Origin of the sequence: Azohydromonas aeria, from assembly GCF_009760915.1 — a bacterium.
Lineage (GTDB): Bacteria > Pseudomonadota > Gammaproteobacteria > Burkholderiales > Burkholderiaceae_C > Azohydromonas > Azohydromonas aeria.
On sequence record NZ_VIDQ01000033.1, the window covers coordinates 1 to 20,386 of the forward strand.

The following is a 20,386-nucleotide window of genomic DNA, read 5'->3' on the forward strand; positions in this document are numbered from 1 at the left end:
CGGCGTCGGAAGCGTCCGCCGTCGCCACCGACGCGGACGCGCCGCTGCCGCTGGCCGGCCTGCCCAGCGAGAACGCCGCGTGGCGCGAGCTGGCGGCGGTGTGGGCGCTGCCGGTGGAGCAGGCCGACGCCTGCGCCGCCAGCGCCGGCAGCCCGCGCGGGTGCTTCCGCGGCAGCGGGCTGGGGCTGACGCAGCTGCGCCAGTTCGACCGGCCGGGGCTGCTGGCGCTGCGCGACGGCCGGGGCCGACCCACCTGGGCGCTGCTGGTGGCGCTGGACGAGCGACACGCCACGCTGCGCGCGCATGGGCGCGAGATGCGGCTGCCGCTGGCCGCGCTGGCGCCGCTGTGGCGGGGCGACTGGGCCAGCTTCTGGCAGGCGCCCGCGGGCTACGCGCGGCCGCTGACCGAGGGCGACGCCTCGCCGGCCGTGCCGGCGCTGGCGGCGCTGCTGGCCAGGGCGCAGGGCCGTCCCGAGCCCGCGAGCCCGCCGAAGCGCCTGGACGGCGCGCTGCTGGCGCAGCTGCGCGCCTTCCAGCTGTCCGCCGGCCTCAAGCCCGACGGCGTGGCCGGTCCGGGCACCTTCATGCTGCTCAACCGCGCCGGGGGCCTGGACGAGCCCCGGCTGCTCAAGGCTCCCTGATGTCGTACATCCTGCAGGCGCTGCAGCGCGCCGAAGCCGAACGCAAGCGCGGCACCACGCCGGGGCTGGACACGCCGGTGCTGCCGACCGGCGTGGGCGAGGTGCCGGCGTCGCGGCGCTGGGCGCCGTGGATCGCGGCGGGCGCGGCCGCGGCGCTCGGCGGGGCGGTGGTGGCGTGGTGGCTGTGGCCGGCGGCGGCGCCAGCACTGGCGCCCGTGCCGGTGGCGCAGGCGCCAGCGGCGCAGCCCCCGGTGGTGGCGCCGGCACCGGCACCCGCCCCAGCGGCCGTGCCGGACAGGGCACCGGCCCAGGCGCTGCCCGAGACGCCGATCGTGGCCGCGCCGCCGGAGCCGGCTGCGAAGCCCGAGCCGGCGGCGCCGCGCCGTGCCGCATCGGCGCCCGCCGCCGTGGCGCAGGCACAGCCAGCGACGCCCGCACCCGCGGTTCCCCAAACCCAGCCGCAACCGCAGCCCCAGCCGGCTCCCGGCGCCGAGCGCCTGCCCACGCTGCAGGAACTGCCGCCGTCAATCCGCCAGGCCATGCCGATCCTCAACGTCACCGGCGGCGTCCATTCCCACGAGCCGGCCAACCGCATGCTGATCGTCAACGGACAGGTGCTGCGCGAGAAGGCACAACTCGGGCCGGAATTGGTGCTGGAATCGATCGGGTTGAAAAGCGCGGTGTTCCGGTTTCGGGGGACGCGGTTTGAGGTGGGGTATTGAGGGGGAGGTGAGGAGCTGATTCGATCAGCTCCTCATTCAAGGTCAAACGGCGTCGCCGAAAGTCGACCAGCGGCGCTTCATGCTTCGTCCCCGCGACGGCGCACTGCTGTTCGGGGAAATTTCAATCGGCATCCCGTCAGCCACCACGCCTCGCACCCCGGTCCGTCATTCCGGCGGAAGCCGGAATCCACGCGCGCCGTAGCGGTGGAACGGATGACGTCGGCAAGTGCTGGCGCCAGCCAGCGATGCACCCCGGCATTCATGGATTGCGGCTTTTGCCGGAATGACGACGCAGCAGGCGAAATGCCCGTGCTGACGGGATGCCGTTCGCTTTTCAATTTCCCCGGACAGCAATGCGCGAAGGCGGGAATCCGGGCGGTTCCCGCGGGGCCAATTTTTCTGACAAGACCTGCATGACCTGGCGCAAGGGAAATAATCCCGTCAAGGCTGCTGTCAGCATTTGCAGTGATGATGGAGGCGTCAAGCACCCGTGCATTCCATCGACTGCACGAGTTGATATCTTTCATGGTGTTTGACGTTTGTCAGCAAAACAGGGAGAAAACAATGCTAGGAAAACTGATCGTTGTTGCCGCGGTGACGGCTTTGGTGGCGGGTTGTGCTTCGGTGCCGATGGAGCCGGAAGCCGCGGTGTCGAAAGCCATGGCTTTCGAAGCGCCGGCTCAAGGCGACGCAGGGTTGTACATCTATCGTGATTCCATCCTGGGCGCGGCCCTGAAAAAAGATGTCTGGGTCGATGGCGAGTGCATCGGCGAGACGGCGCCCAACGTGTTTTTCTACCATACGGTGAAGGGCAACCAGGAGCACAAGATCTCGACGGAATCGGAATTCTCGCCCAATGACCTGGTGCTCAAGACTGATGGCGGCAAGAATTACTTCATCAGGCAGTACATCAAACTTGGCGTGATCGTCGGCGGTGCCGGCCTTGAAGCAATTCCCGAGGAAGAGGGCAAGAAAGCCGTGTCCAAGCTGAAGATGGCGAAGAAGGGAACCTGCAGTAAGTAAGCCACGCTGGTTTCAGGCAGCGCAGCGAAAATTTCCCCTCAAAACCGGCTGAGGTTTTCAGAATGCAGACAGCCGGGGAGCGACAAGGCCCCGGCTTTTTCACGGGATCACCGCACGGGGCGAGGTCTTGCCTTTTGCCTCATGGATCGGTGGGGCGGCCGGCTTCGGTTTCAAGGGAGCCAAAGGCAAGACCTGGCTCGCCACATTTCATGACTTGCCGCATTATCTCAATAAAATCCCGGCAATCGCTGCCATGTCTCGATTCTTCATGCCCCGCCTGACCCGCGCCGACCTCCTCGGCCTTCTCCTGTTTTCCATCCAGGTCGCGGTGATTGTCTTCATCACCTCGTTTCTCCTGGGCTCGTTCCTGGCCGGCGCAGTGAATTGCAGGGACTGCCGGCACCTGCTCGACAACGCCGTGCTGGGCCTGGTCTGGACGGTGACTTCCGTCCTGACCCTGGGCCATGTGCCGAAGGATGCTGGCGGGGGTGCGACCATCAGTGTCTGGCCCTGGGTCTGGAGCTTCTGGGTACCGGCCACCGTGCTCCAAATGGCGGCCACGGCCTGGGCTTGCAAAAGGTTCAGCCGCGATTGAGCCGAGGCCGCATCAAATTCCGGTTCATTCAGGGTGGTAAAGGTCAGCTCTCGCCTTTTGCCTCCTGAATCGAAAGCTCTGGTCGTGTTCGTTTGCCAGGGAGCAAAAGGCAAAGCCTGACTCCGAAATTCCCATTTGTTTGCAAAAGGGAAAAAGCAGAATCTGACCCCGCGGAATTTGTGCGGCCCTGATTGGTTTCAAAGCCGTGCAGTGTCCTCGCAAAGCCATGGACAGCGATGAGGCCGGGCCGGCGGTGTGAGCGGAATCAGTAGTAATACCGCAGTTGCGCGTTCAGCAATGCATCCGCTTCCACCTTGTAAACGAAGCGGTGCTCATCGGTGATGCGCCGTGACCAGTATCCAGCCAAGGCATGCCTGAGCGCCTCGGGCTTGCCGATGCCTGAATAAGGGTCGCGCTGCACTTCCTTGATCAGCCTGTCGATGCGCTCCAGCATGCGCCGGTCCTGCTGCTGCCAGTACAGATGATCGTCCCAGGCTGCTTCCGAAAATATCAGCTTCGTTCGGCCAGTTTCCGTTCCTGGCCTTGTCCTTCATTCAATTGACCGATGGATTTCATCAGGCGCCGGGCGTTGGCCGGGCTGCGCAGCAGGTAGGCGGTTTCTTCCAGCGCCCTGAAATCCTCCAGCGACAGCATCACAGTAGGAAATTGCATCCATGCCAGGCTCCTTGCTCGTACATGAAATTGTGCAAGGTGGGCCGGCATGTACTTGTTCACTCCGGCATCGCACTCACCGTCCCCGGCGAGTTCTTCTCGTCGCCCGGAATCCGCCCCGCGTCCAGCGCATGTGAGCGGTCCGGCTCCGAGGGCGTCGAGATGCCGCTGAGCGCCCGCTCGGCCGCAGCCGCGTCGCCGCGCGTGGCGGCGTCGCCCAGGGAGAGCATGCCCACCAGCCGCTCCTGGTGGTCGAGCACCGGCAGGCGGCGGATCTGGGCGTGCTCCATGCGCTCCACCACTTCCTCCAGCGGCTGGTCCTCATAGCAGAACTGCACCAGGCCGGTCATCACTTCCGACAGCGGCGTGGCGCTGGCCGGCATGTCCAGCGCCACGGCGCGCAGCACGATGTCGCGGTCGGTGAGCATGCCCACCACGTGGCCGTCGTCGCACACGGGGATGACGCCGACGTTGAGTTCGTCCATCGCGCGCGCGGCCAGCTGCACGCTGTCGTTCGGGGCCATGGCGCGCACGCCGCGCGTCATGACTTGGGCTACCTGGGTCATGGTGGGTTCCTGTTCTTGCTGGTTGACTGCCCGGCGGTGCCGCCCCCATGGACGGCGCGCCGCGATGCCGGGAATGCGGCATCCGGCATGCCGGCCCGCCGGGTGCCTGCGGCACGCGAGCCGTTGAAAGCGCATCCACCGCTGGCTTGGGGTAGGGCGCAGGCCGCGCTCCCATGCTCGCGGGCACATGTCGCGCGACGGCGGAGCATTAGAACGATGGCGTCAAAGTTGCTCCAGGCCTGTTCATGCCGACTCCAGCCCCTGCTCCATCCCGGCACGCCTGCCTGCCGTTCATCTGTTCCAGGCTGCTGTGCGCCGCTTTCGGCGCGGCGGCCGCCGGTGCCTGGGCCCAGGCGTCCGCGCCGGCGGCCGGTGCGGCACCGGCCGCGCTGAGCGTCCATGCCGCCGGCAGCCTGCGCGCGGCGCTGACCGATGCGGCGCAGGCCTTCGAACGCCAGTCCGGCACGAAGGTGGCGCTGACCTTCGGCGCTTCCGGGCTGCTCAAGGACCGCCTCGTCGCCGGCGAGCATGCCGACGTGTTCGCCTCGGCCAACCTGGAGCATCCGCAGGCGCTGGTGGCCGCGGGCAAGGCCGGATCGGTCGCCGCCTTCGCACGCAACGCCCTGTGCCTGCTCGGCGGCCCGGGGTTCGCGCTGCAGGGGCAGGACGTGGCGCAGCGGCTGCTCGATCCGGCGCTGCGCATCGGCGTGCCCACGCCGGGGGCGGACCCGGCCGGCGACTACGCGGTGCGGTTCTTCGACCGCATCGAGTCCAGCGGCGCGGCCGGCCCGGGCTCGGCGGCGCAACTCAAGGCGCGCGCGCTGCAGCTCGCCGGCGGGCCGGACTCGCCCGAGGCCCCGCCCGGGCGCAGCCCGTACGCGATGCTGCTGGCCGAGGGGCGCGCCGACGTGTTCATCACCTACTGCTCCAACGCCACGCTGGCCGTGCGCGAGAACCCGGCGCTGCAGACCTACCCGCTGCCGCAGCGGCTGGAGGTGTCGGCGGTGTACGGCCTGGTGCTGCTGCAGCCCACCACGCCGGCGGCGGAACGCTTCGCCGCCTTCCTGCGCGGGCCCGAGGGGCAGGCGGTGCTGCGCGGCCACGGCTTCCGCGCGCCATGAAGTGCCGCTCCCGACGCCACGGCAGCGGCGCGGCCGAGCCGGTGCGGCTGACGCTGCGGCTGCCCGCCGACACGGTTCAAAGGCTGCGCGAGGTGGCGCGCCAGCGGGGTCTGCGCGTCAACGGCCTGCTCGACGAGGCCGCGTCGCTGGCGCTGCTGGAGTACGAGCTCATGCGGCGGCTGGAGGAGCCGGGGGCGGGGCAGGGGTGAACAAGTTTCGTCATTCCCGCAAAGGCGGGAATCCAGGCGGCCCCGATGCCAGCCGCAAGCTGAGGCGCTGCGCCGGCCGTGTCATGGGCCTTGGTGAGCCGACCGACCGGCTACCGGCTGCTTGAGGACCGCCTGGATCCCCGCCTGCGCGGGGATGACGAACATCTGTTCACAGCTCTGCGCAAGAGCTGCCTCACACCCTCCCATTCGCCTCCAGCCACGCCCACTCCGCCTCCTCGTAGAAGCGCGCGCGTGACACGAAGTGCAGCCCCGTGCCGCCTTCGAGCGAGAAGCCGCCGGCGCGGCCGGCTTCGGCGTCCAGCACCAGCTGCGTGTGCAGCCAGTAGGGGTAGAGCTCGCGGCTGATCCAGAACGGCTCGCCGCCGACCTCGCCGAGGAGCTTGTCGCCGTCGCCCGTGAGCATCTCGCCGCGGGCGTGGCACATCGGCGCGCTGCCGTCGCAGCAGCCCCCGGACTGGTAGAACATCAGCGGCCCGTGGCGCTGGCGCAATTGTTCGATCAGCGCCAGCGCGTCCGGCGTGGCCACGACCTGCGGCACGTCCTGCATTTCCTGCGATGCGGCCATCGATGGCTGCCCTTCCTGCGTCGAGCCTTCAATTCCGGGAACGAAAAAGGCGGCTGCCCGGGAGCCGCCGCCTTGCCTGGGGCTGGATGGGGCGCTTGAAGGAACTTTGCGGCCCCCGCGCCAGGATCAGAAGAAGCCCAGCGCGTTGTCGCTGTAGCTGACCAGCAGGTTCTTGGTCTGCTGGTAGTGGTCGAGCATCATCTTGTGGGTCTCGCGGCCGATGCCCGACTGCTTGTAGCCGCCGAAGGCCGCGTGCGCCGGGTAGGCGTGGTAGCAGTTGGTCCACACGCGGCCGGCCTGGATGCCGCGGCCCATGCGGAAGGCGGTGTTCATGTCGCGGCTCCACACGCCCGCGCCCAGGCCGAAGTTGGTGTCGTTGGCAATGGCCAGCGCCTCCTCCTCGTCCCTGAAGGTCGTCACCGACAGCACCGGGCCGAAGATCTCCTCCTGGAAGATGCGCATGCCGTTGTGGCCCTTGAAGACGGTCGGCTTGACGTAGAAGCCGCCTTCGAGGTCGCCGCCCAGCTGGTTGCGCTCGCCACCGACCAGGCACTGCGCACCCTCGCCGCGGCCGATGTCCATGTAGGACAGGATCTTCTTGAGCTGCTCCTCCGAGGCCTGCGCGCCGATCATCGTGCCCTTGTCGAGCGGGTTGCCGGCCTTGATGGCGGCCACGCGCTTGATGGCGCGCTCGATGAAGGCGTCATAGATCGACTCGTGCACCAGCGCGCGCGACGGGCAGGTGCAGACCTCGCCCTGGTTGAGCGCGAACATGGCGAAGCCTTCGAGCGCCTTGTCGAAGAAGGCGTCGTCCCTGGCCATCACGTCGGCGAAGAAGATGTTGGGCGACTTGCCGCCGAGCTCCAGCGTCACCGGGATCAGGTTCTGGCTGGCGTACTGCATGATCAGCCGGCCGGTGCCCGTCTCGCCCGTGAAGGCGATCTTGGAGATGCGCTTGCTGGAGGCCAGCGGCTTGCCGGCCTCCACGCCGAAGCCGTTGACGACGTTGATCACGCCCGGGGGCAGCAGGTCGCCGATGACCTCCATCAGCACCAGCACCGACACCGGCGTCTGCTCGGCGGGTTTCAAGACGATGCAGTTGCCGGCCGCCAGCGCGGGCGCCAGCTTCCACACCGCCATCAGCAGCGGGAAGTTCCACGGGATGATCTGGCCGACGACGCCCAGCGGCTCGTGGAAGTGGTAGGCGTAGGTGGTGTGGTCGATCTCGGAGATCGTGCCTTCCTGCGAGCGCACGCAGCCGGCGAAGTAGCGGAAGTGGTCGATGGCCAGGGGCAGGTCGGCGGCCATGGTCTCGCGGATGGGCTTGCCGTTGTCCCAGGTTTCGGCCGTGGCCAGCAGCTCCAGGTTGGCTTCCATGCGGTCGGCCATCTTGAGCAGGATGGACGCGCGCTCGGCCGGCGAGGTGCGGCCCCAGGCGGCCTTGGCGGCGTGCGCGGCGTCCAGGGCACGCTCGATGTCCTCTTCCGTGGAGCGGGGCACCTCGCAGATCACCTTGCCGGTGATCGGGGTGATGTTCTCGAAGTACTGGCCCTTGGTGGGCTCGACCCACCGGCCGCCGATGAAGTTGCCGTAGCGCTTCTTGAAGTTGACCGGGAAACCAAATTTGCCGGGTTCGAGCATGTCCATGGCGTGTCTCCTGAAAAAACGGTTCTGGATGGAAGTCGGAACTGGGATGCGCCCGCAACGAAGAGCCGTGGAGCGAGGCGACGCGATCCCTATTGCCAGGACCGTGCCAGGTGCCGTGTCACGGGGCCTTGCGGGCGCCCGGGTGACACAAACCAAGGGTCAACCCCGATGCCGGCCCCGCATTCCCGGGCGCCGCCGTGACGCCACCTTTGCTCCAGCGCCGCGCAGCGCTCCGGCCTGTCACAAGGCCTGACGTCAGCAGGGATTTGCACGGCTTTGCCCATGCAACAACCGCGCTTCGTGGCAGCGGGGCGCGGGCGCGGGTTCAGGCCGGCGCGTCGAACAGCGGCAACTCGGGCTGCGAAGGCGATTCGATCGCCGGCGCCGCGGCGGCGCTGTTGCCGGCCTTGGCCCGCGCCGGCCGCGCGCTCGGCGCGGGCGCGTCGGCGCGGCTGAGCGAGCCGGCGCGGATGCCCAGCAGCCGCAGCCGCCTGGCGAGATCGACCCGCTTGAGGCACAGCCCCGCGGCGCGGCGGATGGCGGCGGCGTCCTGCGTGGGCGAGGGCAGCGTCAGGTCGCGCGTGACGGTCTGGAAATCCTCGAAGCGCAGCTTGATGCCGATGGTGCGGCTGCGGTAGCCCTTGCGCGCCAGGTCGTCGGCCACCTGCTGCGCCAGCCGCGTGAAGATGGCCGAGAGCTGCGCACGGTCGCGCACGGCATGCAGGTCGCGCTCGAAGGTGGTCTCGCGGCTGAGCGACACCGGCTCGCTGTGCGTGACCACCGGGCGGTCGTCGATGCCGTGCGAGGCGTCGTGCAGCCACTGGCCGTAGCTGCGCCCGAAGCGCTCGACCAGCCAGGGCGCCTCGCGCTGCGCCAGCTCGCCGATGGTGCGGATGCCCAGGGCCTCCAGCTTGGCGCCGGCCTTCGGCCCGATGCCGTTGATGCGCCGCACCGGCAGCGGCCAGATGCGCGTGGGCAGGTCGTCCAGCGTCAGCAGCGTCAGGCCGTCGGGCTTGTCGAGGTCGGAGGCGATCTTGGACAGCAGCTTGTTGGGCGTGACGCCGATGGAACAGGTGAGCCTGGTGGCGGCGCGCACGTTGTTGCGGATCTCCTGCGCCAGCGCGCGCACGCCGCCCAGCGGGTCGTGGCCGACGGGGTCGCGCACGCCGGGCAGGTCGCTGAGGTCAATGTAGATCTCGTCGATGCCGCGGTCCTCGATCACCGGCGCGATCTCGGCCACCGCCGCCTTGAAGCGGCGCGACATGCGGCGGTAGGCGTCGAAGTCGGTGGGCAGCAGGATGGCGTCGGGGGCGAGCTGCGCGGCCTTCATGAGGCCCATGCCCGAGTGCACGCCATAGGCGCGGGCCGGGTAGGTGGCGGTGGTGACGACGCCGCGCCCGGCGTAGCCGCGCAGCCGCGCCCAGCGCCGGGTGCCGTCGGGGAGCACTTCGGGCTGGCTGTTGCGCCCGCCGCCGATCACCACCGGCAGCCCGCGCAGCTCCGGATAGCGCAGCAGCTCCACGGACGCGTAGAAGGCGTCCATGTCGAGATGCGCGATCCAGCGCGCCGGACCCGGGCTGTGCATGCGTACAGCATAGCCGCCGGGTGAGGGGGCGACCGGCGGCGGGTGGCTGGGTTCAGCGCCCCGGCGCGCTCGCCGCCGTGCTCGCCGCGTCCACCACGCCGGGAATCGGCCTGGCCCCCGGGAACGCCCCCGCCAGCGCGTCCACGCCCGATTGCGGGCGGGCCAGCAGCGCGAGGTCGGCGCGCTCGGCGCGCTTCTTCACGGTGTCGATGTCCAGGGCGCGGTCGCGCCGCGCCAGCAGCTCGGGCTTGAGCTCGCCGTCGCGGTTGAAGCTCCAGGCCAGCTGCGCCGGGCCCAGCGGCAACTGGTCGGGCTCCATCCAGACGTGCCAGGTCTTGCCGTAGCTGTTCATCTTCTTGCGCATCAGCGCTTTCTCGGCCACGTCGGGCAGGCCGGGGCCGACCAGCTGGCCGCTAAGGATCTCGGCGTTGTGCGGGTGCCAGAAGCGCCTCTCCTCGGCCGGCAGCCCGTTGAAGAGCTGCTCCGAGATGATGTATTCGATGCCGTTGAGCCGCGCCTCGCGGCCGTGGCCGTCGAAGAGCACGCACTGCGCGAAGTCCTCGTTGACCTGGCGGCAGAAGTGGTGCGCTTCCATCTGGTGGTGCGGGTCGTCCTTGAGCGGGTGGAAGCCCACGAGGTGGATGTCCATGGGCGCCAGCGGCGAGTTGTGCTGCAGCACCTTGGCGCCGGCTTCCAGCAGCCGCGTGGAGGCGGTCTTGGGCGCGCCGGGCACGGTCGCTTCGGGCTGGGCGATGGCCGCGGCCACGGCCACGGCCACCACCAGGAAAAAGACGCGGGGCGAGCTCATCGGCGGGTCTCCAGCACCGGCCGTGACACCGGCGGGTGCTGCGCCGCAGCAACCGGAGTGCCCGGATGGCCTCGGCGGGCCGGGCCGGCGCGGGCGACGGGCTACCATCCTCCAGGACTGGCGGGCCGCGGGTCTGCCGACCGCCTGCTCGCCCGTTCCAGCGAACCCCGTTCCGCCGAGAAGGACTCCTCAAGCATGCCCACTCCCGGCCTGATCCGCCTGGCCCCCGGCCAGCGCCAGCTGATCTTCAGCACCGACGGCACCGCCGCGCGCTGGTACCGCGTCTTCAACCGCAGCCAGCTGCCCCTGGGCGTGTCCTACAGCAACAACCCGGCCGTCGGCGCACCGCTCACCGGCACCGTCGAGCCCGGCCGCTCCATGGACTTCCTGGCCTACCGGCTCGAAGTGCGGCACCTGGGCGGCGAGGCCGTCATCGACGGGTTGTACGAGACGCTGCCGTAGGGCCGTGGCCTTGTGCTTGCCGCGAGCCGATCGAATCCCTTCACTTCCCAAGGAGCCATTGCCATGAGCGACCTGCGCAGGATCGTGGTGCACGTCAGCGACAGTCCGCGCGCGCGCGAGGTGGCGCTGTGGGCGTCGTCGCTGGCCGACGAGCACGGCGCCGAGCTCAGCGCCGTGCATGCCGTGGAGGCCACGCCCACGGCGGCCTACCTCACGCCCGAGGCCACCACGATCGCCACGCAACTGGGCATCGACAGCGACCGCGGCCGCATCGAGCAGGCGCGCGTGCTGGTCGACGAGCTGGGCCAGTACCGCGCCCGGCCGCTGCCCTTCGAGAGCGTGCTGGGCGATCCACTGCCCACGCTGCTGCGCCACGCGCGCGGCGCCGACCTGCTGGTGCTGGGCCAGCACGACCCGGAGACACCCGACGGCACCGGCGCCGGGCTGGCCGGCCGGGTGCTCATGGGCGCGGGCTGCCCGCTGCTGATCGTGCCCCACACCGACGGCCATGGCGGCGCGCGGCCGCGCGCCGTGCGCAACGTGCTGGTGGCCTGGAGCGACACGCGCGAGAGCGCCCGCGCGTTGCGCGACGCGCTGCCGCTGCTCCAGCGCGCGCGGCACGTGGAACTGGTGCGCTACGTGCGCGGCGACGACCCCGTGCCTTCCCTGGAGCCGCTGGCGCAGTACCTGGCCGCGCACGGCGTGCAGGCCACGTGCAGCCTGCAGCGCAGCCGCGAGCCCTCGGTGGGCGAGCGGCTGCTGTCGCCGTGGACGCCCGACGCCCCGGTGGCCGAGGCACTGCTGTCACGCGCGGCCGACGTGGACGCCGACCTCATCGTCACCGGCGGCTACGGCCACACCCGCGCCTGGGAGCTGGCGCTGGGCGGCGTCACGCGCACGCTGCTGCAGTCGATGACGGTACCGGTGCTGATGTCGCATTGAGGCAGGTAACGGCACGCGGCCGCGAGCTGGTCGAACTCGCACCCTGACTCGTCATTCCATGAAGCCGCACTGCCGTCGAAGGGCAGTTGAAAAGGCGTCGGCCGGAAGCTGACACGCCACGCTTGCTACTTCGTCATCCCCGCGCAGGCGGGGATCCAGGCGGCCCCCAAGCCGCCGGTAGCTGGTCGGTCGGCCCATCAAGGCCCAAGGCACGGCAGGCGCCGCGCGTCAGCTTGTGGCCGGCCTGGGGGCCGCCTGGATTCCCGCCTTCGCGGGAATGACGACGCGGGGTGCGAAGCGCCCGCGCCTACGGGCCACCGGTAGTCGCCTGCCTTCCCTGGTCAGCAGCGTGCATGCGCCGGCATGACCCCTTCATCGGCCGGCGGCCCGTGCACCGCAAGGCACCGGCCCCACCGCGCCTCAAAGCCCGTTCACGCCTTCGCGCCGGATCGTCTCGCGCTCGTTCTTGGTCTTGTCCAGGGCCTTGCCCAGTTGGGTGTCGAGCACGCGCAGCAGCTTCTCGATGGCGCCGTCGATGGCGGCGCGCATCTCGCCGGCCTGGTGGCTGGCGGCGAGCGGGCTGCGGCCGGCCACGCGCGCTTCGAGCAGGCAGCGCTTGTCGTCGTCGCCCAGCTTGCCGGCATTGCTGTCGCTCAGGTGCACCTCCACGCGCGTGATGTGCTCGGCATAACGGTCGAGCTCGGCTTCGAGCATCTGCGCGATCTCGCGCTCCATGTCCTCGCGGCCGGTCACGTGGTCGTCGGTGTTGACTTGGACTTGCATGGTGTTTTCCTTGGCTTTCGCGGTTGCGGTGGCGCGGCCCGGGCGGGCCGCTCGTCCCAGCCCCTGGCAAGCGGCGTGCGCCGGTGCGGGAACGCGCGGCGCGGCATGATCGGCGCATGCGCCTGTTCGCCCAGCTCTACGCCGAGCTCGACGCCCGTACCGCCACGCTGGAAAAGGTCGCGGCCCTGCGCCGCTACCTGGCCGCCGCGCCACCGGCCGACGCGGCCTGGGCGCTGTACTTCCTGGCCGGCGGCAAGCCGCGCCAGAGCGTGCCCGGCGCGCTCATGCGCGCCACGGCCTGCACGCTGGCGGGCATCTCGGACTGGCTGTTCGAGGAGAGCTACCAGGCCGTGGGCGACCTGGGCGAGACCATCGCCCTGGTGCTGCCGCCGCCGGCCAGCCGCGAGGGCGAGGACGTGGGCCTGGCCGAGTGGATCGAGACCCGGCTGCTGCCGCTGCGCGGCCAGCCGCCCGACGTGCAGGCCCAGGCCCTGGCGCAGTGGTGGGGCACCCTGGACACGCCCGCGCGTTTCCTGCTGTGCAAGCTCATCAGCGGGTCGTTTCGCGTCGGCGTGAGCAAGCTGCTGGTGCAGCGCGCGCTGGCCGAGCACGCCGGGCTCGACCCCAAGCTCATGGCGCAGCGCATGATGGGCTTCACGGATGCCCGGCAGCCTCCGAGCGCGCCGCGCTTCCTGGCGCTGCTGGCGCCGGCCGAGGACCTGGCCGGCCCGCTTGACAGCGGCCAGCCGTACCCGTTCTTCCTCGCGCACGCCTTCGATGCCGCGCCCGAAGCGGCGCTGGGCCCGCCCTCGGACTGGATCGTGGAGTGGAAGTACGACGGCATCCGCGCCCAGGTGGTGCGCCGCGCCGGGCAGTGCTGGATCTGGTCGCGCGGCGAGGAGCTCGTCACCGAGCGCTTCCCGGAGGTGGTCGAGCTGGCGCGGGCGCTGCCCGACGGCACGGTGGTGGACGGCGAGATCCTGGCCTGGGCCGACGGCCGCCCGGCGCCCTTCGCGAAGCTGCAGCAGCGCCTGAACCGCAAGACGCTGCCGCGCAAGCTGCTGCAGGAGGCGCCGGTGACGCTGCTCGCCTACGACCTGCTCGAAGAGGGCGGGCGCGACCTGCGCGGCGAGCCGCTGCTGCGCCGGCGCGAGCGGCTGGAGGCGCTGTGCGCCGCCACCGGGCTGCCGATCTCGCCGCTGCTGGAGGCCGACGACTGGGCGCGGCTCGCCGCGCAGCGCGCCGCCAGCCGCGAGCGCGGCGTCGAGGGGCTGATGCTCAAGCAGCGCAGCGCGCCCTACGGCGCCGGCCGCACCAAGTCCGAAGGCTTGTGGTGGAAGTGGAAGATCGAGCCCATGACCGTGGACGGCGTGCTGGTCTATGCCCAGCGCGGCCATGGACGCCGCGCGAGCGTCTACACCGACTACACCTTCGCGGTCTGGAGCCGGCCGCCGGCGGACGCGGCCGAGGCGCAGGCCGTCGTGGAGGCGATCGCGCGGCGCGCGCCGGCCGAGCCGGGCGCGCTGCAGCTGGTGCCCTTCACCAAGGCCTATTCCGGGCTGACCGACGCCGAGTTCACCGAGGTGGACCGCGTCATCCGCGCCCACACGATTGAGAAATTCGGCCCGGTGCGCAGCGTGCGGCCGACGCTGGTGTTCGAGCTGGGCTTCGAGGGCATCGCGCGCAGCCCGCGCCACAAGAGCGGCATCGCGCTGCGCTTCCCGCGCATGCTGCGGCTGCGCCCGGACAAGCCGCTGCACGAGGCCGACACGCTGGCCACGCTGCAGGCGCTGCTGGATGCGCATGGCAGCGCCGGCGCGGTGCTGGAAGAGGCCGACACGAACGGCGAGGTTTGAAGGGGGAAGCATGGGGGCGGAGAAACCACTGGCCATCGACCTGGCGCTGCAGGGCGGCGGCTCGCACGGCGCCTTCACCTGGGGCGTGCTCGACGCGCTGCTGGAGGACGGCACGCTGGGCTTTTCCGGCATCTCCGGCACCAGCGCCGGCGCGCTCAATGCCGCGGTGCTGGCCACCGGGCTGCTGCGCGGCGGCAACGACGGGGCGCGCGCTGCGCTGCGCGCGTTCTGGGAGGACGTGTCGCGTTCCGGGCGCTGCTTCGGCACGCTCAAGCCGCCCGCGCTTCCCGGCTGGACCGCGCCCGCCGCCGGCCCGCTGTGGGGCTGGACGCCGTCGGACTGGATCGCGACCTGGGCGCGCAGCTTCAGCCCCTACCAGTTCAACCCCTTCGGGCTGAACCCGCTGCGCGACCTGGTGGCGCGGCACGTGGACCTGGCGGCGCTGCGCTGCGAGCCGCCGGGGCCGACGCTCTTCGTCATCGCCACCGCGGTGAGCACGGGGCAGCCGCACGTCTTCACGGGCGCGTCGCTGACGCTGGACGCGCTGATGGCCTCGACCTGCCTGCCGCACCTGTTCCAGGCGGTGGAGATCGGCGGCGAGGCCTACTGGGACGGCGGCTACGCCGGCAACCCGGCGCTGTGGCCGCTCATTTATGAAACCCCTGAAGCCGATTTGCTGCTGGTGAAGATCAACCCGTTGAAGCGCCCGGCGCTGCCGCGCACGGCGCTGGCGATTGCCGACCGGGTCAGCGAGATCGGCTTCAACTCGGCGCTGGTGGGCGAGATGCGCGCCATTGCCTTCGTGCAGCGGCTGCTGGCCGAGGAGCGCATCGAGCGCGGGCGCTACAAGGAGCTGCGCATGCACATGGTGGCCGACGAGGGCGAGCTTGCGCACCTGGAGGCGGCCACCAAGCTCGACACCAGCCGGGCGTTCCTGGAGTCGCTGTTCCGGCTCGGCCGCGCGGCGGCGCAGCGCTGGCTGGCCGAGCACCGTGCCGACGTGGGCGTGCGAGCCACGCTCGACATCGAGGGCACATTCCTGGCGAAGCGGTAGCGCGCGCGCTTTTGCTACGCTGCCGCCCCTGTCGAAAATTGGAGTCGAAAGAAATGAAGGATCTGCCCGCGCGCGAGAAGATCGACATCGTCGAGAAGGTGGCCCAGTACCTGGTGCTGGCAGGCGCGCTGGACAAGAGCTCGCCGCTGGAGGACTACGAGCGGGCCAACGAGCTGTCGCTGGAGCTGGCGATGCTGCTGCCGGCGCCGCTGTACCGCAGCGTGGTCGAAGCCGCCACGCACCCGGGCGAGCGCGTCAACCCGGCGACCGTGGCGCTGGCGGTGCGCCAGACGCTGTTCGAGACGGGCGCCGAGGAATCGCCCGTGCTGCTGGCCGTGCACGTGCCGGGACTTGCCGACAAGGCGCCGCGCAGCAAGGCGCACCATTGAACTGAGCCGCTGAAGCGGTGCACCCGGCGCCTGTAGCCGGGCGGAAGGTGTTCTTGAAGAGGCCGCGCGAGCGGCCTTTTTCCTGACCGCACAGGACTCGAGGACTCATTCCAACTTCGACGGGCTCATGACATGACCCGTTCGCCCTTCGATACCTCAGGGCGAACGGAAAAGCTGACCGGCCTTGATGGGTTGAACTCAGCCCGCGATGTCCCGCCCCGGCCGCGTCGGGTCGTTGTCGGCGGCGCCGTGCAGCCGCTCCCAGGCGTCGCGCGCGGCGTGGCGGGCGCTGTCCCAGGGCAGGGCGGAGCCGGTGGTGGCGCGTTCGGCCTCCCAGCCGTGGCCCAGTTCGGACTCGACGCTGTCGTCCCAGGCGCGCGGGCCGCGCTGGCGCTCGTACATGGCCTCGCCGTAGGCGTAGGCCGGGCCCCAGTCCTCGTAGCGCGCGCCCTCGCCGACGTAGGAGCGGCTGCCGTAGAGGCGGCGCCAGTGCTCGGCACCGGCGGCGTTGTCGTGCCAGGAGCCCTGCGCGGTGCCGCCGGCCAGCGCGCCGGCGATGGTGCCCAGCACCGCGCCGGCCAGGCTGCCCACCGGTCCCGCGGCAATGCCCGCCGCGGCGCCGGCGGCCGCGCCGCCCGCCGCGCCCAGGCCCGCGCCCAGCGGGTTGGCCGCGGCCTGCGCGGCGACGGAGTCCATCGGGTCCTTGGGATTGAGTTCCTCGGCGCGCGACTTGTCGGTGTCGGCGGAGGCGGTGGGGCGGGAGGCGGGGATCGGGGAGGTCATGGCGGCGGCTCTCGCAGTCGTTGCTCGTGAGGGCTTCGATTGCAGCGCCGCGCCGGGGTTCAGCCCATAGTCCGCCGCCCGATCTGGCTGTAGGACGGCGCCGGCCGCCCCGGCGTGTACGAAGGCCCTCTCAGGCGGCGTGCTGCCCGGTGATGTAGTGCTCCATCTGCTCGATGAGGAACTGCTGGTCGGAGATGATGTGCTTGACCAGGTCGCCGATGGAGAGCATGCCCAGCAGCTTGCCGTCCTCCATCACCGGCAGGTGGCGCAGCCGGTTTTGCGTCATCACCGCCATGAGCTCCTCGGCGGGCTGGCGCGGGCCGACGAACATGACGTTGGGCGACATCACCGCGTTCACCGGCGTGCTCCTGGACTCGCGCTCCTGCAGCACGATCTTGCGGGCGTAGTCGCGCTCGGAAAAGATGCCCACCACCGCGCTGCCCTCCATCACCAGCACGGCGCCGATGTTCTTCTCGCACATCAGCTGGATGGCCTCGTAGACCGTCGAATGCGGCTTGACGGAGATCACTTCCTGGGACGGCTTGGACTTGAGGATGTCGAGGGCAGTGGTCATCGGCTCACTCCTTCACAGGTGAAATCGGATTTGTGGGACACGGCGCGGCAGCGCGCGTTCCATTTGTAGCCGGTTTTCACACGCTCCAGACGCTGCGCATGGCCCTTTCGAAACGCCCGGCAATCGCGGCGCTGTGCGGGTGCAGCTGGTTGCGCACCACGAAGCGCCCGCCCACCACCGTGTCGCGCCAGTAGCGCCCCGGGCTGGAGAACACCAGCGCGTCGAGCAGCTGCGGCGCGGGCACGCCCAGCAGGCTGGAGTCGGCGGTGTCGATGACCAGCAGGTCCGCGCGCGCGCCTTCGACCAGCCCCCAGCGCTCGAAGCCGGCGGCGGCCGCGCCGCCCTGCTGCGCCATGGTCCACAGCCGCCCGGCGCCGGAGGTGCTGGGCGTGTTGGGCTTCACCGTGCCCTGGCGCTGCTGGCGCAGCAGGCGCTGGCCGTAGTCGAGCCAGCGCAGCTCCTCGCTCCAGCTGCGCGTGACCTGGCTGTCCGAGCCCAGCGCCACGGGCACGCCGGCCTCGATCCAGCGCGCCAGGTCGGCCAGGCCGTCGCCCAGGTTGGCCTCGCTGCTCGGGCACAGCACCAGGCTGGCGCCGCTGCGCCCGATCGCCTGCACCTCGTCGTCGCCGACGTGCGTGGCATGCACCAGCGTCCAGTGCCGGCCCAGCAGGTCCTGCTGCGCCAGCCATTGCACGGGGGTGGTGCCCAGCGCCTCCTGGCAGGCCTGCACGTACTTGGCGTGCTCGGCGATCTGGATGTGCACGCGCTGCCCCGATCCGGCCGCGCGTGCGAGCTGCGCCAGCGCCTGCGGCGTCACGGCCGAGAGCGCGTGCACGCCCAGCCCGGCATGCAGCAGCGGCCGGCCGCTGCCGGCCAGCGCCTGCGCCTCGGCCAGGGTGCGCTCCAGGTCGCGGCCGAAGCGGCGCTGCGTCTCGGCCAGCGGCTGGCGCGAGTAGCCGGCGTGCTCGCGCAGCACCGGCAGCAGCGTCAGGCCGATGCCCGCCTCCTGCGCCGCGTCGGCCAGCGCCCAGGCCATGCGCTGCGGGTCGGGGTAGGGGCTGCCGTCGGGCTGCTGGTGCAGGTCGTGGAACTCGACCACGTGCGTGTAGCCGCCGCGCAGCAGCTCCACGTACAGGTGCGCGGCCACCGCCTGCAGCAGCTCCGGCGTGAGCCGCGCGGCGACGTGGTCGCGCAGCGCGCGCCAGCTGTGCAGCCCGGCGCCGGGCGCGTCGAAGCGCTCGGCCAGACCGGCAAAGGCGCGGTGGAAGGCGTGGCTGTGCCCGTCCACGAGGCCCGGCAGCACGGCACCGGCCAGCGCCAGCGCGCCCGGCGGCGGCAGGCCGACCTGGGCGCGCACCTCGACCCAGCGCCCGTTCTCGTCACTGCGCAACAGCACCTGCTCGGCCCAGCCGCCGGGCAGCCAGGCGCGCGGCGCCCACAGGTTGAGCGGCTCGACAGCGTTCATTCCCTCGGTCTCCAGTCGATGAGCAGCTGCAGCAGCCGCCGCAGCAAAGGCTCGATGCCGGCGACGCGCGCGGCATCGAGCCGGTAGGGCGCGTCCTCGGCCATGTAGCAGCGCCAGCACATCTCCAGCTGCACCGCGTGAACGTTCTCGGCGGGGCGGCCGTAGTGGCGCGTGATGTAGCCGCCCTTGAAGCGGCCGTCGATGACATGGCTGTACGCGTCCTGGCTCTCCAGCAGCGCGGCCATCGCCTCGCGCAGCGACGCCGCGCAGCTGCCGCCGTCGGCCGTGCCCAGGTTGAGCGCGGGCAGCTCGCCCTCGAACAGCCAGGGCAGCTCGGACTTGATGCTGTGCCCGTCGAAGAGCACCGCGTGGCCGTGCAGCCCACGCAGCCGCTGCAGCTCCGCGCGCAGCGCGTCGTGGTAGGGCTGCCAGTAGCGCTCGATGCGGCGCTGCACCTCGGCGGCGTCGGGCTCCCGGCCGGGGCGGTACAGCGGCTCGCCGGTGAAGAAGCGCACCGGGCACAGCCCGGTGGTGTTGACGCCGGCATACATCGGCGTGTCCTCGCGCGGGCGGTTCAGGTCGATGAGGTAGCGGTTGAAGCGCGGCACCAGCACCGTGGCGCCGAGCTCGCGCGCGAAGGCGTAGAGCGGCTCCAGGTGCCAGTCGGTGTCCTCGACCTCCAGCGCACGCGGCACGTAGCGCGGCTGCTGGTCGGCCGGGATCTCGGTGCCCACGTGGGGCAGGCTCAGCAGCAGCGGCGTGGCGCCGCGCTGCAGCGTGTAGACGGGCTCGTTCATCCCGGGAAACTCCCCTGCACAGGCGCGGCCGCGCCCGCGGGCCGCAAGGTGTCGGTAGCACGCAGCGCGCCCACTTCCAGGCCGCGCCAGTTGGCGATGCGGCGCGGATTCCAGGCCTCCAGCGCCGCGGCCTCGGCCTGGTCCAGGCGCAGCAGCGCCTGCGCCAGCGCGGCCAGTGCCACCTCGGCGGCGCGGGCGGCGCCGTCGTCGATCTTGAGCGCCAGGCCCAGGCCGAGTTCCGGCAGCGCCGCGCAGTACATGCCCTCCGCCCCGACCTTGCAGCACAGCCGCGCGCCCAGCGCCTGCATCAGCAGCGTGTCGGTGCGCTCGCTGCCCGCAACCAGGAAGGGCTGCGCCGCGATGGCCGCGCGCAGCCGCCGCGCCGCGGCAGCGAGGTCGCCCGGCAGGCCCACGCCGGTGCCGGCACGGGCGAAGGCCAGCGCCAGGTGCCGCAGCGGGACGGCGTGGGCCGGGATCGAGCAGCCGTCGATGCCGCAAGGCGCGCGCGCCAGGTCGAAGCCGGTGGCCGTCTGCAGCGCGTGCTCGATCTCGCGCATGAGCGGGTGCCCGCGCCGCACGTAGCCGGCGACGAAGCCGCGCGCGTCGCGCCCGCCGGCCAGGTGCGCGCCCAGGCACAGGAAGCCGCTGTGCTTGCCCGAGCAGTTGTTGTGCAGCGCGCAGGGCTCGTGGCCGGCGGCGGCCAGGGCGCGCGCCGCGGGCTCGAAGTAGGGCCAGTGCGCGCCGCACTCCAGCGCCGACGCGTCGAGCCCGGCGCGCGCGAGCATGGCCTGCGCGGTGCGCACGTGGGCCTCCTCGCCGCCGTGCGAGGCGCAGGCCAGTGCCAGCGCCGCGTCGTCGAGGTGGAAGGCATCGGCCGCGCCGCTGGCCACCAGCGGCAGCGCCTGCAGCAGCTTCACGGCCGAGCGCGGAAACACGGGCGTGTCGATGTCGCCCACGCTCCAGCGCACGGCGCCGTCGGCATCGAGCACAGCGCAGGCGCCGCGGTGGCGCGACTCGGCCACGCCGCCGCGCCAGGTTTCAACCAGGACCGGGTTCGAAGTCATCGTTCACGCCTCCCCAAAGGCCGCGCGCGGCCCGTGCGCAAG

The 20,386-nt window shown here is 71.2% G+C and carries 25 protein-coding genes; 11 read left to right on the forward strand and 14 right to left on the reverse strand.

All coding sequences use genetic code 11. From position 1 onward, the window contains the following. A partial coding sequence (locus tag FJ694_RS18910; RefSeq protein WP_198320903.1) for a peptidoglycan-binding protein occupies positions 1 to 641 on the forward strand: 641 nt, incomplete at its 5' end. Continuing rightward, positions 641 to 1,363, forward strand: coding sequence for a general secretion pathway protein GspB (locus FJ694_RS18915; RefSeq protein ID WP_157268882.1), 723 nt, complete (start codon positions 641 to 643; stop codon positions 1,361 to 1,363). The genes FJ694_RS18910 and FJ694_RS18915, both read left to right, overlap by 1 nt. A 77-nt stretch (positions 1,364 to 1,440) precedes the next feature. Here FJ694_RS18915 and FJ694_RS18920 read toward each other — a convergent pair whose 3' ends face one another. After that, positions 1,441 to 1,890: a hypothetical protein gene (locus FJ694_RS18920; protein ID WP_157268883.1), complete on the reverse strand. Its 450-nt coding sequence runs from the start codon at positions 1,888 to 1,890 to the stop codon at positions 1,441 to 1,443. Between FJ694_RS18920 and FJ694_RS18925 the strand changes: the two genes are divergently transcribed. Next, entirely contained in the window at positions 1,889 to 2,386 is a 498-nt protein-coding gene (locus FJ694_RS18925) for a DUF2846 domain-containing protein (RefSeq protein WP_232540115.1), read from the forward strand. The genes FJ694_RS18920 and FJ694_RS18925 overlap by 2 nt on opposite strands. A 127-nt stretch (positions 2,387 to 2,513) precedes the next feature. Next, positions 2,514 to 2,981, forward strand: coding sequence for a hypothetical protein (locus FJ694_RS18930; RefSeq protein ID WP_157268884.1), 468 nt, complete (start codon positions 2,514 to 2,516; stop codon positions 2,979 to 2,981). A gap of 265 nt (positions 2,982 to 3,246) precedes the next feature. Here the strand turns inward: FJ694_RS18930 and FJ694_RS18935 are convergent, their stop codons facing one another. The 3 genes from FJ694_RS18935 to FJ694_RS18945 are packed head-to-tail and all read right to left on the reverse strand — an operon-like array spanning position 3,247 to position 4,219. Beyond that, positions 3,247 to 3,495 (reverse strand): Txe/YoeB family addiction module toxin, encoded by a 249-nt coding sequence (locus tag FJ694_RS18935; protein WP_157268943.1) that lies wholly within the window; start codon positions 3,493 to 3,495, stop codon positions 3,247 to 3,249. Then, positions 3,492 to 3,716, reverse strand: a complete 225-nt coding sequence (locus tag FJ694_RS18940) for a type II toxin-antitoxin system Phd/YefM family antitoxin (protein WP_232540117.1) — start codon at positions 3,714 to 3,716, stop codon at positions 3,492 to 3,494. Before FJ694_RS18940 ends, FJ694_RS18935 begins: the two co-directional genes overlap by 4 nt. Then, positions 3,713 to 4,219: a CBS domain-containing protein gene (locus FJ694_RS18945; protein WP_157268885.1), complete on the reverse strand. Its 507-nt coding sequence runs from the start codon at positions 4,217 to 4,219 to the stop codon at positions 3,713 to 3,715. Before FJ694_RS18945 ends, FJ694_RS18940 begins: the two co-directional genes overlap by 4 nt. A 245-nt stretch (positions 4,220 to 4,464) precedes the next feature. Between FJ694_RS18945 and FJ694_RS18950 the strand changes: the two genes are divergently transcribed. Together FJ694_RS18950 and FJ694_RS18955 are read left to right on the forward strand one after the other, a co-directional pair. Next, complete coding sequence (locus tag FJ694_RS18950; RefSeq protein ID WP_157268886.1) at positions 4,465 to 5,340, forward strand: substrate-binding domain-containing protein; 876 nt, start codon at positions 4,465 to 4,467, stop codon at positions 5,338 to 5,340. Further along, positions 5,337 to 5,549: a toxin-antitoxin system HicB family antitoxin gene (locus FJ694_RS18955; RefSeq protein WP_157268887.1), complete on the forward strand. Its 213-nt coding sequence runs from the start codon at positions 5,337 to 5,339 to the stop codon at positions 5,547 to 5,549. Before FJ694_RS18950 ends, FJ694_RS18955 begins: the two co-directional genes overlap by 4 nt. A 193-nt stretch (positions 5,550 to 5,742) precedes the next feature. Here the strand turns inward: FJ694_RS18955 and FJ694_RS18960 are convergent, their stop codons facing one another. The 4 genes from FJ694_RS18960 to FJ694_RS18975 form a co-directional block, all read right to left on the reverse strand. Further along, a complete protein-coding gene (locus FJ694_RS18960; RefSeq protein WP_198320904.1) occupies positions 5,743 to 6,135 on the reverse strand; it encodes a DUF779 domain-containing protein in 393 nt (130 codons plus the stop codon). A 126-nt stretch (positions 6,136 to 6,261) separates the two neighbouring features. Further along, positions 6,262 to 7,782 (reverse strand): aldehyde dehydrogenase, encoded by a 1,521-nt coding sequence (gene adh / locus FJ694_RS18965; RefSeq protein ID WP_157268888.1) that lies wholly within the window; start codon positions 7,780 to 7,782, stop codon positions 6,262 to 6,264. Positions 7,783 to 8,107: 325 nt separating this feature from the next. After that, positions 8,108 to 9,367: a DNA polymerase IV gene (dinB, locus tag FJ694_RS18970; protein WP_157268889.1), complete on the reverse strand. Its 1,260-nt coding sequence runs from the start codon at positions 9,365 to 9,367 to the stop codon at positions 8,108 to 8,110. Between the two features lie 52 nt (positions 9,368 to 9,419). Further along, the gene (locus FJ694_RS18975) at positions 9,420 to 10,175 is read right to left on the reverse strand and encodes an OBAP family protein (protein WP_157268890.1); all 756 of its coding nucleotides are present in this window, start codon (positions 10,173 to 10,175) and stop codon (positions 9,420 to 9,422) included. A gap of 195 nt (positions 10,176 to 10,370) precedes the next feature. Here FJ694_RS18975 and FJ694_RS18980 point away from each other — a divergent pair, with 195 nt between their 5' ends. Further along, positions 10,371 to 10,637 (forward strand): hypothetical protein, encoded by a 267-nt coding sequence (locus FJ694_RS18980; RefSeq protein ID WP_157268891.1) that lies wholly within the window; start codon positions 10,371 to 10,373, stop codon positions 10,635 to 10,637. A 63-nt stretch (positions 10,638 to 10,700) separates the two neighbouring features. Continuing rightward, entirely contained in the window at positions 10,701 to 11,579 is an 879-nt protein-coding gene (locus FJ694_RS18985; RefSeq protein ID WP_157268892.1) for a universal stress protein, read from the forward strand. 420 nt (positions 11,580 to 11,999) lie between these two features. Here FJ694_RS18985 and FJ694_RS18990 read toward each other — a convergent pair whose 3' ends face one another. Continuing rightward, positions 12,000 to 12,362 (reverse strand): HPF/RaiA family ribosome-associated protein, encoded by a 363-nt coding sequence (locus FJ694_RS18990; protein WP_157268893.1) that lies wholly within the window; start codon positions 12,360 to 12,362, stop codon positions 12,000 to 12,002. A gap of 116 nt (positions 12,363 to 12,478) precedes the next feature. Between FJ694_RS18990 and FJ694_RS18995 the strand changes: the two genes are divergently transcribed. The 3 genes from FJ694_RS18995 to FJ694_RS19005 are packed head-to-tail and all read left to right on the forward strand — an operon-like array spanning position 12,479 to position 15,661. Next, a complete protein-coding gene (locus FJ694_RS18995; RefSeq protein ID WP_157268894.1) occupies positions 12,479 to 14,218 on the forward strand; it encodes an ATP-dependent DNA ligase in 1,740 nt (579 codons plus the stop codon). A gap of 10 nt (positions 14,219 to 14,228) precedes the next feature. Next, a complete protein-coding gene (locus FJ694_RS19000; RefSeq protein WP_157268895.1) occupies positions 14,229 to 15,272 on the forward strand; it encodes a patatin-like phospholipase family protein in 1,044 nt (347 codons plus the stop codon). A 53-nt stretch (positions 15,273 to 15,325) separates the two neighbouring features. Beyond that, complete coding sequence (locus FJ694_RS19005) at positions 15,326 to 15,661, forward strand: hypothetical protein (RefSeq protein WP_157268896.1); 336 nt, start codon at positions 15,326 to 15,328, stop codon at positions 15,659 to 15,661. A 198-nt stretch (positions 15,662 to 15,859) separates the two neighbouring features. Here FJ694_RS19005 and FJ694_RS19010 read toward each other — a convergent pair whose 3' ends face one another. The 5 genes from FJ694_RS19010 to FJ694_RS19030 form a co-directional block, all read right to left on the reverse strand. Next, a complete protein-coding gene (locus FJ694_RS19010; RefSeq protein WP_157268897.1) occupies positions 15,860 to 16,444 on the reverse strand; it encodes a hypothetical protein in 585 nt (194 codons plus the stop codon). Positions 16,445 to 16,574: 130 nt separating this feature from the next. Further along, positions 16,575 to 17,018 (reverse strand): CBS domain-containing protein, encoded by a 444-nt coding sequence (locus FJ694_RS19015; protein ID WP_157268898.1) that lies wholly within the window; start codon positions 17,016 to 17,018, stop codon positions 16,575 to 16,577. A gap of 76 nt (positions 17,019 to 17,094) precedes the next feature. Continuing rightward, positions 17,095 to 18,483, reverse strand: coding sequence for a formimidoylglutamate deiminase (gene hutF, locus FJ694_RS19020; RefSeq protein WP_157268899.1), 1,389 nt, complete (start codon positions 18,481 to 18,483; stop codon positions 17,095 to 17,097). Then, positions 18,480 to 19,280 carry an N-formylglutamate deformylase gene (hutG, locus tag FJ694_RS19025; RefSeq protein ID WP_157268900.1) on the reverse strand — a complete coding sequence of 267 codons (801 nt, stop codon included), beginning with the start codon at positions 19,278 to 19,280 and terminating at the stop codon, positions 18,480 to 18,482. The genes hutF and hutG overlap by 4 nt, the downstream gene beginning before the upstream one ends. Then, positions 19,277 to 20,344: an asparaginase gene (locus FJ694_RS19030; RefSeq protein WP_157268901.1), complete on the reverse strand. Its 1,068-nt coding sequence runs from the start codon at positions 20,342 to 20,344 to the stop codon at positions 19,277 to 19,279. Before FJ694_RS19030 ends, hutG begins: the two co-directional genes overlap by 4 nt. Between the last annotated feature and the right edge of the window lie 42 nt (positions 20,345 to 20,386).